The sequence below is a fragment of the Kitasatospora sp. NPDC059577 genome (assembly GCF_042735475.1).
In the GTDB taxonomy this organism is placed as follows: domain Bacteria; phylum Actinomycetota; class Actinomycetes; order Streptomycetales; family Streptomycetaceae; genus Kitasatospora.
This window is the reverse complement of sequence record NZ_JBHWBZ010000018.1, coordinates 54,076-68,736: the sequence shown is the minus strand read 5'-3', so window position 1 is coordinate 68,736 and position 14,661 is coordinate 54,076. Positions and strand designations below refer to the sequence as shown.

Genomic DNA, 14,661 nt, shown 5'->3' with positions numbered 1-14,661 from the left:
AGAGACAGGCGTACAGCTGCGACGACACGCCCTGCGGCCGCTTCCGCACACCCGCTTCCGGCCGCCACGGCCGTTTCCCCCGCGGGGTTCCGTCGGCGAACCCGTTGAGACAAGTCTCACCAGCCCTGTCAGGTCCCTTGGGAACCGGACCGGGGCGAGCTACGGTCGTAGAGGTGGGACGCGCACACGCGCTCCCACCGGACACATGAACGAGCAGGCGGGTTGCCCACCCACCGTGTGCTCCCGATAGCATCCACCGGGACAGCAAGCCGTCCCTCTATTACCGATCCCGCGGTGGCCCCCGTCCAGCGGCCATGTTCCCCCGCGACAAAGGTCTTCGATGCCCATCAGCCCGTCCCCTCACAACTCCGTCACGGACCGCGATGCCCTCGCACCCACGACGGCCGGTCGGCGACCCCGCGTGACCATCGCGCGCGGAGCCACCCCCTGGTTCGTCCCCACTCTCGCCACGGCCGCCGTGACCACCGCCCTCACCCGGCGCAGCGGCAAGTGGGCCCTGGCGGCGGTACCCGCCTGTGCGCTCAGCGCGGGCATGCTGTGGTTCTTCCGCGACCCCGAGCGTGAGGTCGGCACCGGCAGAGTGATCTCCCCCGCCGACGGCGTGGTGCAGAGCATCGACGCCTGGCCGGACGGCCGCACCCGGGTCGCGATCTTCATGAGCCCGCTCAACGTCCACGTCAACCGCGCGCCCCTGCCGGGCACGGTGACGTCGGTCGAGCACGTCGCGGGCGGCTTCGTCCCCGCGTTCAACAAGGACAGCGACCAGAACGAGCGGGTCGTCTGGCACTTCGACACCGAGCTCGGCGACATCGAGATGGTCCAGATCGCGGGGGCCGTGGCCCGCCGCATCGTGCCGTACGTGGCCGCCGGAACCAAGGTCGAGCAGGGCGACCGGATCGGTCTGATCCGGTTCGGGTCCCGGGTCGACACCTACCTGCCGGCCGGCGTCGAGGTCGGCGTCGAGGTCGGCCAGAAGACCACAGCCGGGGTGACGCGCCTTGACCGTGACTGATCCTGAGACAATCGTCGGCCTGGACGACGAGGAGACGGCCCTGCGCCGCCGCCGCTGGGCGCGCGACCGCGAGCTGCGCGCCCCGCGCTCTCCCCAGCACCTGTCCACCGCCGACTTCCTGACCCTGGGGAACGCCGTCTGCGGCTTCCTGGCGATCTACTCGATCACCACCGGGGTCCTCGTCCCGCACATCACCAACCCGGACGCCGCTCCGGACCGGCACAGCGCCGCCACCGCGGTGACGCTGCTGCTGATCGGCTCGATGTGCGACCTCTTCGACGGCCTGGTGGCGCGCAAGCTGCGCTCCTCCGCCCTCGGAGCGGAACTGGACAACCTGGCCGACCTGATCAGCTTCGGCATCGCGCCGGCCTACTTCGTCGCGGTCTGGGGCATGGTCTCCCAGGGCTCCAACAGCAAGCTCTCGGCGCTCATCGCGATCACCGTGCTGCTCGCGGTCGTCCTGCGGCTGGCCCGCTTCTCGGCCGTGAAGATGCGACCCGGGGTGTTCCAGGGCATGCCCTGCCCGATGGGCGCGATGACGGTCATCGCCATCGTGCTGCTCGACCCGCCGTTCCTGCCCGGCCTGCTCGCCATCATGGGCGCCGCGTACCTGATGGTCAGCCGGATCGAGTACCCGAAGCCGCAGGGGCTGCTGGCCACCGCCACGCTCTGCTGGATCGTGGTCTCCATCGGCTGCCTGGCGGCCTGGGCCACCGGCCTGCCCGGCGGCGACGCGCTCATGCACGTCGGCGCCTTCGCCCAGATCACCCTCGCGGCCATGGCGCCGCTGCTGGTCATCCGCCGCAAGGTGGGCCAGAAGGTCGGCGACGTCCGCGCCCGGCGGGCGGAGTCGCGGCTCGGCTGAGACCGCTCGTCCGTCTCCATGACGAAGGGCCCGGAACCGATCGGTTCCGGGCCCTTCGTCATGTGCCGTTCCGGGGGTCCCCGGGTGGCCGCGCGTCGTTCCGGCGGCCGGGGGCGGCTACGCGCCGCCGGTGTGGACGCTGAAGGCCGAGCGCCGGGCCGCCCGGGCCACGGCCGGGTCCGGGTGCACGCTCGACACCGCCGTCAGCACCGAGGCCGCCCGCGGGTGCCCGGACTGCCGGGCCCGGGCGAACAGCCGCACCGGGTCGCCCGCCGAGGCGCCCTCCACGTGGCCCACCAGCAGCTCCGTCTCGCCGTGGTCCAGCACCGCCGCCGCCGTGTCCACCCAGAGCCAGGCCGCGTCGTCCGCGCCCAGCACGTCCGCCGGGGAGACCCCCTCGTCCGCGCGCTCGGCCAGCCACAGCAGCGCGTACGGGCGCAGCACCGGCTCGTCCACCGCGGCCCGGACCGCCTGCTCGGCCGGTCCGCCGGCCACCCGCAGCGCCTCGAAGGCCAGCCCGCGCACCAGCGCGTCGTCGCCCTGCGCCGCGTCCAGCAACTCGGCCACCGCCCGGTCCGCCGGACGGGCCGCGACCCAGGCGCGGTACTCGGCGCGGGCCGGGCCCGGCGAGTAGTCGGCGCAGGCGTTCAGCAGCTCGAAGGCGCTCTGCTCGATGTGCCCGGCCGCGGTCTGCGCGACCGTGCAGATCTCCTCCAGCTTCGCCCGCACCGCCCAGTGGCCGAGCGGCGACAGCTCGGCGGCGTCGTTGCTGCGCGTCAGGGCGCCCACGGCCGCCAGGCCGTCCAGCATCCAGTCCAGGACGGCGGCCACGTCCGACGGCGAGGCCGGGGTGTCGATCTGCGGCTCCCGGCAGGTGCCGCGGACCGCCGACACCGCCGAGGCGGCGTGCGGCACCGGCGACAGGCCGGGGCCGCCCGGGCCGCCACCGACCCGGCGCTCGTCCAGGCCGCGGCGCAGCAGCTCCAGCAGCTCGCTCTCGGCCACCGGGCCGTCCACCAGGTGCAGGAAGGAGAGCAGCTGCGGGGCCTGGTCCACGGCCTGCCCGGCCAGCACGGCGAACACCCCGCGCAGCGCGGCGGGCGGCACCGGGGCGAGCAGCGTCCAGGCGTCGAACAGCGCCGACCAGCCGCGCACCACGGCCTCGTCGTCGTGCTCCCAGGCGTGCAGGCGCCAGCCCGGGGCGGCCCCGGTCTCCCGGGCCTCCACCAGGCCCACCAGGAGCGCCTGGCCCCAGGCCTTGGAGGCGGCGCCGACCGTCATGGCCAGCGCCCGGCCGGCCGCGCGGGCGTCGTCCGGCAGCAGCTCGCCGCGCTTGTCGACCTCCTCCAGCTCGCCGGCCCAGCGGGCGATCCGGACGGCGTCCACCAGCATCCGGCGGGCCAGCGGCGCCAGCTCGGCCGGCGCGGGGAAGCCCTCCGGCACGGGAACCCGGCCGCGCCCGGGCGCCGGAGCGGGCCCTCGTCGCCGGGGTACGCCGTTGCGGGGTACGGCCGCCCCGCTCGGCCTTCCACCGGCTGGCCGGTGGGCCGTACCGGGGAGACGGGTCACCGTCGCACCGGTACCGATCGGAGGCGGGAGCGGGGCATCACGGTCGCGCGGATTCCGAGACGTCACGTCGAGCAGTCTTCCCCTTGTACCGGCCTTCTGTCACATCCGGTTGTCCGTACGACCGGAGGAGCGGCGGCGGCACCTCCGCAAGATCGGGCAACAGAGGCAAACCGCCTGGCCGGAAACGTGTGGCCTGCCCATGCCAGGTGAGCCGCGCCGGTCGCTGGTCCCGTTCGAGTGACTACGGAACGTGAGGGACCGACCGACCGGTCGGGGAAAATGTGTGCCCCTGGCTGGACGTCCGCCGCCGACGGCACCACCGGCGCCGTCGGCGTCCGGCGGGACTGTCCAGCCCGGATCCGGACGGATGGCGGGCGGGCCGGGCCGATCCCGGCGAGCAGGAAGTCGACCGGTCCGACTTCCGGCTCCCGGCCGGGGCGGGCCCGGGCCCGCGGCCCGCGGCGGCCGTCAGAGGAGAGGGGTCAGCCAGCGGCGGAGGAGTTCCGTGTACCGGTCGGGGTCGGAGTTCCAGAGGGTGCCGTGGTCGGCGCCGGGGAAGGGCTGGAGGCCGACCACGTCCGGGCGGGCGGCGGCGAGGCGTTCGGCGCTGCGGAACGGGGACACCCGGTCGGCGGGGCTGTGCAGGACGAGCGTGGGGACGCGCAGGTCGGCGCCCTCCGCGATGCGGGAGAAGTCGGCGAGGTCGACGCCGGTGCGGCCCTCGGCGGCGAGGGCCCCGAGCCCGGCGGCGGCGCCCCGGAAGCCCAGGCGCTCGGCGTCCCGGCGGGCGGTCGCCGACAGGTCGAGCACCGGCGAGTCGAGGATCAGGCCGCTGATGGCGTGCGCCCAGGCCGAACGGGCCGCGGTCTGCAGGACCGTCGTCGCGCCGACGGACCAGCCGTAGAGGATCACCCGGCCCGCGCCGCTGTCGAGCGCCAGCCGTACCGCCGCCTCGACGTCGCGCCACTCGGTCTCGCCGAAGTGGCTGTACCCGTCCGGCGAGGCGGGCGCGCCGGCGTCGCCGCGGTAGGTGACGGCGAGGGCGGGCAGCCCGAGGCGGTCCAGGACGGGCAGCACCGGCAGGGTCTGCTGGCGGTCGGCCTCCGGGCCGTGCACCAGGATCACCCAGGTGCCGCGCTTGCCGTCGAGGTGCCAGACGGGGAGCGGGCCGAGCTCGCCGTCCGCGGTGGTCTCCGTGTAGGCGAGGCCGAGGGCCCGCATCGGGTCGCCGAGGTGGACGCGGGGCGTGAAGCGGACCTCGGTGCCGGGGACGAGGGTGCCCCGGTCCGCGCGGACCAGCCGCCGGGTGACGCCCGCCCCGTCGCTGTGCAGGACCTCCTCGACCACCGCGTGCCCGTCGTCGCCCCACTCCACGGCCCACCGGCCGGGCTGCCGGCTCTCGGGGCTGCCGGTGAAGGTGATCCGCCCGGCGCCGAGGCTCCGGACGAGGAGCGGCCCGGACTCCTGAACGGTGGTCACCGGGCGGACCATCCGCTCGGAGGCCCGGCGGCCGACCACCAGCACGGCAGCGCCGGCTCCGACGGCGGCGGCCGCCACGACGGCGGCGGTTCCCCAGCGCATATCGTTCCCCGCTCTGTTGCTCTCGCTGTTGCTCTCGGGCCGGACGGTGCTCGTACACCAGTCCACCGGGGCCCCGCCCGCCCGGCCACCGGGCTGGGCCGTCCGGGTCACTCGGGCACGGGCCGGAGCGGGTCGGGGAGTCAGGGGGCGGGGAGTCAGCGGGTCAGGGGGTTCGAGAGGGGCGGGGGATTCCAGAGGGGCGGGGGGGTTCCAGAGGGGCCGGGATTTCCGGAGGGGCCGGGAGTCAGAGCGCGTCGGCGTCGAGGAGGCGCCAGAAGCGGGACGCGAGGGCGTCGATCGCGGGGGGCGGCGCGGCGCGGGCGCCGGCGCCCCAGTGGGAGGGGACGTGGTGCTCCTGGTGGAGGGCCTCGACGGCGTCGGCCAGGGTCTCGGCGGGAGCCGGGACGATGCGGGCGAGGGCGCGCAGGTGGGGCTGCCAGCGGCCGGTGACGCACTGGCGGAGCAGGTGGTCGAGGGCCTCCTCGCGGCCGGTGGCCCGGACGAGGTCGGGCAGGCCCAGGCCGAGGACCTCGGCGAGGGACCGGGTCTGCTCCTCGTCGCCGTCCCAGTGACCGGTCAGTTCGGCCTCCCGGTAGGCGTCGAGGGTGGTGCCGGTGCGGTCCGCGACGGCGGCCTGGCCGAGTTCGCGGGCCAGCCGGTGGTCCCGCAGCCGGACCGGGCGGCCGTCCATCAGCTGGGCGGCCCGGCACCACAGGGCGCGGGCGAGGGCGATGAACTCGCCCTCACCGGGACGCAGCTCGCCGCTCTCCCAGGCGAGGACGTGGGCGGGCAGCAGCCGGACGCCGTGCGCGGCCATGCCCTCGGCGACCTGCTCGGGGGTCAGGCCGAGACCGGCCCGGTGGGCGCGGGCGGCCGAGGGCGAGAACGGCACCGGGGGCGGGGCGGCGGGGGGCTTTCTGCGACGCATGCCACCGAACGGTAGGGGCGGACCGGGGCGAGGCCCCAGCACCCGAACGCACGAAGCGACCGGTCCCGGGGGCCCGCCGCGCTGGGCGATCCCACAGGCTGTCAGCCGGTGTCCCGTGTGACCAACCCCTCCGTGACCTCGGTTGACTCCCGGTTCGGCCGCGTGATGGGATCCTGGGGCCAATCGGAGGCATGGAGAGGAAGCCGGTGCGAGTCCGGCGCGGTCCCGCCACTGTCACCGGGGAGCACGCTCGGAATCATCGCCACGGCGGGCCGTCAGAAGCCGCTGGAAGGCCCCGGGGGTGCGTCCGACCCGGAAGCCAGGAGACTCTCGCCCCCGCTACGTCGATCCAGGGCGCGGACCCTGAGTGAGGACACGCACGCGATGCAGGCTGCCCCGCCCCGCCGCACTCCGAGCTGCCGTCCCGGGCACGGCCTTCCGGCGCAGGGGGTTCACGCGACCGGCCTTCCGGCGCAGGGTGTTCACGCGACCGGCCTCCTCGCACGCGCTCTTCCGATACCCGGCCTTCCGACGTGCAGCCGATGACCCGCCGCCCCCTGACCGGTCGTCCGCTCGCCCGCGCCGCCCTGTTCGCGCTGGGCGCCGTCGCGGGCTACGCCGCCGACGCCCGCTACGGCGACCCGCGCCGGGGCCACCCGGTGGCCGTGTTCGGCAGTGCCGCGACCCGGCTGGAGCGGCGCCTGTGGCGCGACGACCGGGCCGCCGGGGCCGGGTACACGGCGCTGTGCGTGGGCGCGGTCGCGGCGGGCACGCTCGCCCTGGACCGTACGGTGGGCCGACGCCCGACGGGCCGGGCGGCCCTCGCGGCGGCCGCCACCTGGACGGTGCTCGGCGGCACCTCGCTGACCCGGGAGGCCCGCGCCATCGGCCGCTCGCTGAAGGCCGGCGACCTGCGGGCCGCACGGGAGCGGCTGCCGCACCTGTGCGGGCGGGACCCGAGCGCGCTCGACGAGCAGCAGATCGCCCGCGCGGTGGTCGAGTCGGTGGCCGAGAACACCGCCGACGCCGTGGTGAACGCGCTGACCTGGGGCGCCCTCGCGGGCACGCCCGGGCTGCTGGCCTTCCGGGCGGTGAACACCCTGGACGCCATGGTGGGCCACCGCTCGCCGCGGCACGCCCGGTTCGGCTGGGCCTCGGCCCGGCTGGACGACGTGGCCGGCTGGCCGGGCGCCCGGCTGACCGCGCTGCTGACGGTGGCCGCCGCCCCGCAGCCCCGGACGGCCTGGCAGGTCTGGCGCCGCGACGGCTCCGCGCACCCGAGCCCGAACGCGGGCCAGGCCGAGTCGGCGTTCGCCGGCGCGGTGGGCGTCCGGCTGGGCGGCACACTGCAGTACGGCGAGCGGGTGGAGCACCGGCCGGTGCTGGGCGCGGAGCTGCGCCCGGTGACGGTGGACGACATCGAGCGGGCCTGCGCGCTCTCGCGGCGGGTGGGCGCGCTGGCGCTGGGTACGACGGTCGCGGGGCACGTCCTGCTGCGCGCGCTCCTGGGGAAGAGGGGAAGGGCATGACGAACGCGCTGCTGGTCGCGGGGACGACCTCGGACGCGGGCAAGAGCGTGGTGACGGCCGGCATCTGCCGCTGGCTGGCCCGCCAGGGCGTGCGGGTCGCGCCGTTCAAGGCGCAGAACATGTCGCTGAACTCCTTCGTCACCGCCGACGGTGCCGAGATCGGCCGCGCCCAGGCGATGCAGGCGCAGGCCGCCCGGGTGGAGCCGGAGGCGGCGATGAACCCGGTGCTGCTGAAGCCCGGCGCGGACGGCCGCAGCCAGGTGGTGCTGCTGGGCCGGCCGGTCGCCGAGGTCGGCGCGCTGGACTACCGCGAGCGCAAGCCCGTCCTGCTGGAGCGCGCCCTGGAGTGCCTCGCCGATCTGCGCCGCCGCTACGAGGTGGTGGTCTGCGAAGGCGCCGGTTCGCCTGCCGAGATCAACCTGCGCGACCGCGACATCGCCAACATGGGCCTGGCGACGGCCGCCGGGCTGCCCGTGGTGGTGGTCGGGGACATCGACCGGGGCGGCGTGTTCGCGGCGATGTACGGGACGCTGGCGCTGCTGTCGGCGGAGGACCAGCGGCACGTGGCCGGCTGGTTCGTCAACAAGTTCCGCGGCGACGCGCGGCTGCTGGCACCCGGGCTGGAGATGCTGCACGAGCTGACCGGCCGTCCGGTGCTGGGCACCCTGCCGATGCTGCCCGGCCTGTGGCTGGACGCCGAGGACTCGCTGGACCTGTCGACGGTGGTGGACCGGGTGGACGGGCGCGGCCCGCTCGGCGCGGACGTGCTGCGGGTCGCCGTGGTGCGCTTCCCCCGGCTGTCCAACTTCACCGACCTGGACGCGCTGGCGCAGGAGCCGGGCGTGCTGGTCCGCTGGGCGACCAGGCCGGAGGAACTGGCCGACGCCGATCTGGTGGTGCTGCCCGGCACCCGGGCCACCGTGGCGGACCTCGCCTGGCTGCGCGAGCGCGGCCTGGAGCCGGCGCTGAAGGCGCGGGCGGCGGCCGGACTGCCCGTCCTCGGGGTGTGCGGCGGCTACCAGATGCTGGCGCGCGGGATCGTCGACGAGGTGGAGTCCAAGGCGGGTGCCGTCGACGGGCTCGGCCTGCTGCCGACGTACGTGCGGTTCGGCGTCGAGAAGGTGCTGGCGCGGCCGGTCGGCGAGGCGTACGGGCACCGGGTCGAAGGCTACGAGATCCACCACGGCGTGGTCGCGGTCGAGGGGGGCGTCGCCTTCCTGGACGGCTGCCGGGTGGGCTCGGTCTGGGGCACGACCTGGCACGGCGCGCTGGAGAACGACGGCTTCCGCCGCGAACTCCTGCGCGAGGTCGCCGCGTTGGCGGGCCGGGCGTTCGTCCCGGCGCCGGACACCTCCTTCGCCGCGGCGCGCGAGGCCCGGCTGGACCGGCTGGGCGACCTGATCGAGGAACACGCGGACACCGACGCGCTGTGGAAGCTGATCGAGGGCGGGGTGCCGGCGGCCGGATCGCTGCCGTTCCTGGCGCCCGGGGCACCTGGGAGTGACGCATGAGCCGGGTACGACCGCAGAACCGGGCACGACAGGAGTGGGGTACGGCATGAGTGACGTCCGCTATCCGTTCACCGCGATCGTCGGCATGGCCGACCTGCGGCTCGGGCTGCTGCTGAACGCGGTCTCCCCCGCCGTGGGCGGCGTGCTGGTGCGTGGTGAGAAGGGCACCGCGAAGTCGACCATGGTGCGCGCGCTGGCCGGCCTGCTGCCGTCCATCGCCGCCGTGACCGGCTGCCGCTTCGCCTGCGACCCGTCCGCGCCCGACCCGCAGTGCCCGGACGGGCCGCACGCGGACGCCGGCAGCCACGAACGGCTCGCCCAGCTGGTCGAGTTGCCGGTCGGCGTGGCCGAGGACCGGATCGTCGGCTCGCTCGACCTGGAGCGCGCGCTGGCCGAGGGCGTCAAGGCGTACGAGCCCGGGCTGCTCGCCAAGGCGCACCGCGGCGTGCTCTACATCGACGAGGTGAACCTCCTCCAGGACCACGTGGTGGACCTGCTGCTGGACGCCGCCGCGATGGGCCGTTCGTACGTCGAGCGCGAGGGCGTGTCGGTGCGGCACGCGGCCCGGTTCCTGCTGGTCGGCACGATGAACCCGGAGGAGGGCGAGCTGCGGCCGCAGCTGCTCGACCGGTTCGGCCTGACCGTCGAGATCGCCGCCACCCGCGACCCGGCCGAGCGCGCCGACGTGGTCCGGCGCCGCCTCGCCTACGACGCGGACCCGGCCGGGTTCGCCGCGCGGTTCGCCGAGGAGGAGACGGCACTCGCCGAACGCATCACCGCCGCACGGGAACTGCTGCCCGAGGTCGCACTGACCGATGTGGCGCTGCGTCAGATCACCGCCGTGTGCGCCGCGTTCGAGGTGGACGGCCTGCGCGCGGACATCGTGATGGCCCGCACGGCCGTCGCGCTCGCCGCCTGGGACGGTCGCACCGAGGTGCTGGAGGAGGACGTCCGCCAGGCTGCCCGGCTCGCGCTGCCGCACCGGCGCCGTCGCAACCCCTTCGACGCGCCGGGACTGGACGAGGAACAGCTGGACCGGACCCTGGAGGAACACTCCCAGGCGGACGACCCGGAGCCCGAGGACGACGGCCCGGGCCCGGACGGCGGACCGGACGACGGCCCGGGCCCCGAGGGCGGCCCGGACGGCGGCGGACCGGACGGCGGCGGGGCTCCCGAGCCGTCCGACGGCGGCGCCCCCGAGGCGTCGGACGCGCCGGAAGCGTCCTCGACGGACGGGGACGACCGGCCACAGCAGCCCGTCCCGGCCCAACACCCCTCCCCCGCGCGGGAGTCGACGCCCGTCGCGGCCGGCGACCCGTACCGGACCAAGCTGTTCACCGTCCGCGGCACCGGTCACGGCGCCCAGGGCCGCCGATCCCCCGCCGAGACCACCGGCGGGCACACCGTCCGGGCCCGCCGCCCGCAGGGCGCGCTCGGCCGGCTGCACCTGACCGCGACTCTGCAGGCCGCCGCGCCGCACCAGGTGGCGCGCGGGCGCAGCGGCCGGGCACTGGTGCTGAAGAAGGACGACTTCCGCGAACAGGTCCGCCAGGGACGGGAGTCCAACCTGGTGCTGTTCGTGGTCGACGCCTCGGGGTCGATGGCCGCCCGGCAGCGGATGACCGCCGTCAAGGGCGCCGTGCTGTCCCTGCTGATGGACGCCTACCAGCGCCGCGACAAGATCGGCATGATCACCTTCCGCGGCGCCGGCGCCGAGCTGGCACTGCCCCCCACCTCCTCCGTGGAGGTCGGCGCGGCCCGGCTGGAGACCCTGCCCACCGGCGGCCGGACCCCGCTGGCCGAAGGGCTGCTGCGCGCCCACGAGGTACTGCGGGTCGAACGGCTGCGCGACCCGAACCGCCGCCCGCTGCTGGTCGTGGTGACCGACGGCCGGGCCACCGGCGGGCGCGACGCGCTCGCCCGCTCGCACCGCGCGGCCGCCCTGTTCGCGGCGCAGGGCACGGCGAGCGTGGTGCTGGACTGCGAGTCCGGCCCGGTCCGGCTCGGCCTGGCCCGCACCCTGGCCGGGCAGCTCGGCGGCACCGCCGTCAGCCTGGACGAACTGCGCGCCGAGGGCGTGGCCTCGCTCGTCCGCGAGAACCGCGGGGACAACCGCCCCGCGGCCGTCCGCGCCACCCGCGCGACCACCCTGCGAAAGGCGGCCTGACCCATGCCCAAGGGCGTCCCCGAGAGCGTTCCCGACGACGGCCTGACCACCCGCCAGCGCCGCACGCTGCCGATCACCGCCGTGCACACCGGCCCCGGCAAGGGCAAGTCCACCGCCGCGTTCGGCATGGCCCTGCGGGCCTGGAACCAGGGCTGGCCGGTCGGGGTGTTCCAGTTCGTGAAGTCCGCCAAGTGGAAGGTCGGCGAGGAGAACGCGCTGCGCGTGCTCGGCGCCTCCGGCGAGGGCGGCACCGTCGACTGGCACAAGATGGGATCCGGCTGGTCCTGGATCCAGCGCTCCGCCGAGCAGGAGATGTCCAGCGAGGAAGCCGCCAAGGAGGGCTGGGAGCAGGTCAAGCGCGACCTCGCCGCCGAGACCTACCGCTTCTACGTGCTCGACGAGTTCACCTACCCGATGCACTGGGGGTGGGTCGACCCGGACGAGGTGGTGGCCGTGCTCGCGGACCGCCCGGGCAGCCAGCACGTCGTCATCACCGGCCGGTACGCGCCCGAGGCACTGACCGGCTTCGCCGACCTGGTCACCGAGATGACCAAGGTGAAGCACCCCATGGACGCCGGCCGCAAGGGCCAGCGCGGCATCGAGTGGTAGACCGTTGAGCACCGTCCCCCGCCTCGTCGTCGCCGCGCCCTCCTCCGGCGCCGGCAAGACCACCGTCGCCACCGGCCTGATCGCGGCGCTCACCGCACGCGGACTGGAGGTGTCCCCGCACAAGGTCGGCCCGGACTACATCGACCCGGGCTACCACGCGCTCGCCGCCGGGCGCCCCGGCCGCAACCTGGACGCCTTCATGTGCGGCCCCGAACGGATCGCGCCGCTGTTCCTGCACGGCGCCGCCGGGGCCGACGTCGCGGTGGTCGAGGGCGTCATGGGCCTGTTCGACGGGGCCTCCGGGCGCGGGGAGCTGGCGTCCACCGCGCACGTCGCCAAGCTGCTGCGGGCGCCCGTGGTGCTGGTCGTCGACGGCTCCTCGCAGTCCCGCTCGGTGGCCGCGCTGGTGCACGGCTTCGCCTCCTGGGACCCACAGGTGCGGCTGGCCGGGGTGATCCTCAACCGGGTCGCCTCCGACCGCCACGAGCACCTGCTGCGCGAGGCCCTGGAGGAGGGCTCCGGAGTGCCGGTGCTGGGCGCGCTGCGCCGCTCGGCGGCGGTCGCGACGCCGTCCCGCCACCTCGGACTGATCCCGGCGGTGGAGCGCTCGGCGGCGGCGCTGAAGGCGGTCGCCGACATGGGCGAGCTGGTCGGCTCCTCCGTCGATCTGGACGCACTGCTCGAACTCGCCCGCACGGCACCCCCGTTGGAGGCCGAACCGTGGGACCCGACGGCCGAGGTCGGCCCGGTCGCCGGGCGCCCGCGGATCGCGGTGGCGGGCGGCGCGGCATTCTCCTTCTCGTACGCCGAGAACGCCGAACTGCTCGGCGCGGCAGGGGCGGAGGTCGTCCCGTTCGACCCGTTGCACGCCACCGCGCTGCCGGAGCGGACCGCCGGACTGGTCATCGGCGGCGGCTTCCCGGAGCTGTACGTACGGGAGTTGAGCGGCAACACCGGACTGCGCTCGGCAATCGCCTCGTTCGCCGCCTCGGGCGGGCCGATCGCCGCCGAATGCGCCGGACTGCTCTACCTCGGACGGGAGTTGGACGGCCTGCCGATGTGCGGAGTCCTCGACACCGACGCCCGGATGACCGAACGCCTCACCCTCGGCTACCGGGAGGCCGTCGCCCTGCACGACTCGCCGCTCGCGGTGGCCGGCACCCGGGTGCGCGGACACGAGTTCCACCGGACGGTCTGCGAACCGGGCGCGGGCGAACACCCCGCGTGGGGCTGGCGCCTGCCCACCGGGCCGCGCACGGAGGGCTTCGCCGGCGGCAACGTGCACGCCTCCTACCTGCACCTGCACTGGGCGGGGGCACCGGCACTGGCGGAGTCCTTCGCCGCCGCGGCGGCGGCCCACCAGAGCACTCCGTAAGATGCGCGCATGCATGTGATCGTCCTCAACGGCGGCTCCAGCTCCGGCAAGTCGGGCATCGCCCGCCACCTCCAGGAGCTGCTGCCGCAGCCGTGGCTGCACCTCGGTGCGGACACCATGGTCGACGCGCTGCCGCCCTCGCTGCGCGGCGGCGGCGAGGGCATCGGCGGCCTGGACGACGGGAACGGCACGGTCGAAGTCGGACCGGTCTTCGCCGAACTCGACGCCGCCTGGACGGTCGGCGTCGCCGCGATGGCCCGGGCCGGCGCCCGGATCGTGGTGGACGAGGTGTTCCTCGGCACCACGGCCTCCCAGGCCCGCTGGCGGGCCGCACTGGACGGCCTGGACGTGCTCTGGGTCGGCGTGCGCTGCGACCCGGCGGTGGCCGCGGCCCGGGAGGCCGCGCGCGGCGACCGGGTGGCCGGGATGGCCGCCGCACAGGCCGAGGCGGTGCACGAGGGAGTCGTCTACGACCTGGTCGTGGACAGCACACGGGCCTCGGCGGCGGACTGCGCCGCGCTGATCGTCGAGCGGGTCCGGGCGCTCGGCTGAGCGCTCCTCGTCGGCGCGGCACTGCGGCACGGCGGCACGGCACCCGCGGCACGGCCGCGCGGCACGGCGTGGCGGAACTCACCTCCGCCACAGGGCCCTTGCCGTCCGGGGCGCGGGTCGAACCGCTCGGCGGGGACGCCGGCCCGTGCGGCGGCCCGGTGCGCGACGGGCACGACCCGCCGGTCGCGCACCGCTGAGCGGCGGGGCGGGCACGGCCGAGCGGCCCGTCAGCTTCCGTCCCCGAAGGTCCCGCCGCCGAACGTCCCGCCCCCGTCGCAGGCGCCACCGCCACGGGTGCCACCGCCGGCGCCGCGCCGGGCGCCGGCGCGGTGGCAGGGGACGCAGCGCAGGCGGGTGTAGATCGTCACCGGGCCCATGAAGACGTCCTCCCGGCCGTCGGCCGGGGAGCCGGAGGCGGCGGGCGCGCCGCAGTCCAGGCAGGGGCGGTACGGGCGGGCGGCGGTGGAGCAGTCCCGGCAGATCAGGTGGGTGGGGTCCTCGGCGTGGACGACGACGGGCTGGGGGCCGCCGTGCAGCAGGTGGTCGCACCAGGTGCAGGACTCGTCCTGCTGCGACGCCAGCATCCGGGCCCGGGTCTCGCGCTGCCAGCGGGCCGCCTGCTGCAACGGGACGGTCACCGGCGGGCCCCACCCGGCGGCGGCGAGCCACTGGGCGCCCTCCGCGCCGGCCGCCCGCAGCTGGTCGTCGACGGCGATGTCCCTGGGCGTCCTGTCCTTCATCGGGCCTCTCCTCCGGTGCGGCTCCACGGGTCCGCTGGTGCGGTTCCGCCGGGGTCAACGCGGGCCGGCGGCCACTGGACACGCCCTGCCCGCGGCCGGGGCCGGGGGCCGGGCGGCCGAACGGGCCCCGGCCCGGGCGGCGGGGCGCTCATCCGTGGAGCGTCTCGGTGGAGGCGTGGGCGATGTTGAGGGTGGGCTGGAG

The 14,661-nt window shown here is 76.0% G+C and carries 12 protein-coding genes and 1 riboswitch; of the genes, 8 read left to right on the top strand and 4 right to left on the bottom strand.

Annotated elements, in window-relative coordinates; genetic code table 11:
* The first annotated feature begins 340 nt into the window (after positions 1-340).
* Both ACFV0O_RS16940 and ACFV0O_RS16935 read left to right on the top strand, forming a co-directional pair.
* Positions 341-1,033 (top strand): phosphatidylserine decarboxylase, encoded by a 693-nt coding sequence (locus ACFV0O_RS16940; RefSeq protein WP_360255719.1) that lies wholly within the window; start codon positions 341-343, stop codon positions 1,031-1,033.
* Positions 1,020-1,898, top strand: a complete 879-nt coding sequence (locus tag ACFV0O_RS16935; RefSeq protein WP_380342024.1) for a CDP-alcohol phosphatidyltransferase family protein — start codon at positions 1,020-1,022, stop codon at positions 1,896-1,898. The genes ACFV0O_RS16940 and ACFV0O_RS16935 overlap by 14 nt, the downstream gene beginning before the upstream one ends.
* 117 nt (positions 1,899-2,015) lie before the next feature.
* On the opposite strand, the gene ACFV0O_RS16930 is transcribed toward ACFV0O_RS16935, so the two are convergent.
* The 3 genes from ACFV0O_RS16930 to ACFV0O_RS16920 all read right to left on the bottom strand — a co-directional run bounded on the left by ACFV0O_RS16930 (position 2,016) and on the right by ACFV0O_RS16920 (position 5,976).
* The gene (locus ACFV0O_RS16930) at positions 2,016-3,341 is read right to left on the bottom strand and encodes a hypothetical protein (protein WP_360255721.1); all 1,326 of its coding nucleotides are present in this window, start codon (positions 3,339-3,341) and stop codon (positions 2,016-2,018) included.
* Positions 3,342-3,935: 594 nt separating this feature from the next.
* Positions 3,936-5,048, bottom strand: coding sequence for an alpha/beta hydrolase family protein (locus tag ACFV0O_RS16925; protein WP_380342021.1), 1,113 nt, complete (start codon positions 5,046-5,048; stop codon positions 3,936-3,938).
* Between the two features lie 244 nt (positions 5,049-5,292).
* Positions 5,293-5,976, bottom strand: a complete 684-nt coding sequence (locus ACFV0O_RS16920) for an XRE family transcriptional regulator (protein WP_380342018.1) — start codon at positions 5,974-5,976, stop codon at positions 5,293-5,295.
* A 195-nt stretch (positions 5,977-6,171) separates the two neighbouring features.
* A riboswitch (cobalamin riboswitch) is annotated at positions 6,172-6,306 on the top strand.
* 212 nt (positions 6,307-6,518) lie between these two features.
* Between ACFV0O_RS16920 and ACFV0O_RS16915 the strand changes: the two genes are divergently transcribed.
* The 6 genes from ACFV0O_RS16915 to cpt are packed head-to-tail and all read left to right on the top strand — an operon-like array spanning position 6,519 to position 13,719.
* Positions 6,519-7,505: a cobalamin biosynthesis protein gene (locus ACFV0O_RS16915; RefSeq protein WP_380342016.1), complete on the top strand. Its 987-nt coding sequence runs from the start codon at positions 6,519-6,521 to the stop codon at positions 7,503-7,505.
* Entirely contained in the window at positions 7,502-9,016 is a 1,515-nt protein-coding gene (locus ACFV0O_RS16910; RefSeq protein ID WP_380342014.1) for a cobyric acid synthase, read from the top strand. Before ACFV0O_RS16915 ends, ACFV0O_RS16910 begins: the two co-directional genes overlap by 4 nt.
* Positions 9,017-9,062: 46 nt before the next feature.
* Positions 9,063-11,183 (top strand): putative cobaltochelatase, encoded by a 2,121-nt coding sequence (locus tag ACFV0O_RS16905; RefSeq protein WP_380342012.1) that lies wholly within the window; start codon positions 9,063-9,065, stop codon positions 11,181-11,183.
* A gap of 3 nt (positions 11,184-11,186) precedes the next feature.
* Positions 11,187-11,792, top strand: a complete 606-nt coding sequence (gene cobO, locus ACFV0O_RS16900; protein ID WP_360255733.1) for a cob(I)yrinic acid a,c-diamide adenosyltransferase — start codon at positions 11,187-11,189, stop codon at positions 11,790-11,792.
* Positions 11,793-11,796: 4 nt separating this feature from the next.
* Positions 11,797-13,167 (top strand): cobyrinate a,c-diamide synthase, encoded by a 1,371-nt coding sequence (locus ACFV0O_RS16895; RefSeq protein ID WP_380342009.1) that lies wholly within the window; start codon positions 11,797-11,799, stop codon positions 13,165-13,167.
* A gap of 9 nt (positions 13,168-13,176) precedes the next feature.
* Positions 13,177-13,719: a chloramphenicol phosphotransferase CPT gene (gene cpt, locus ACFV0O_RS16890; protein WP_380342007.1), complete on the top strand. Its 543-nt coding sequence runs from the start codon at positions 13,177-13,179 to the stop codon at positions 13,717-13,719.
* Positions 13,720-13,946: 227 nt separating this feature from the next.
* Here cpt and ACFV0O_RS16885 read toward each other — a convergent pair whose 3' ends face one another.
* Positions 13,947-14,459, bottom strand: coding sequence for a hypothetical protein (locus ACFV0O_RS16885; RefSeq protein WP_380342004.1), 513 nt, complete (start codon positions 14,457-14,459; stop codon positions 13,947-13,949).
* Positions 14,460-14,661 lie beyond the last annotated feature (202 nt).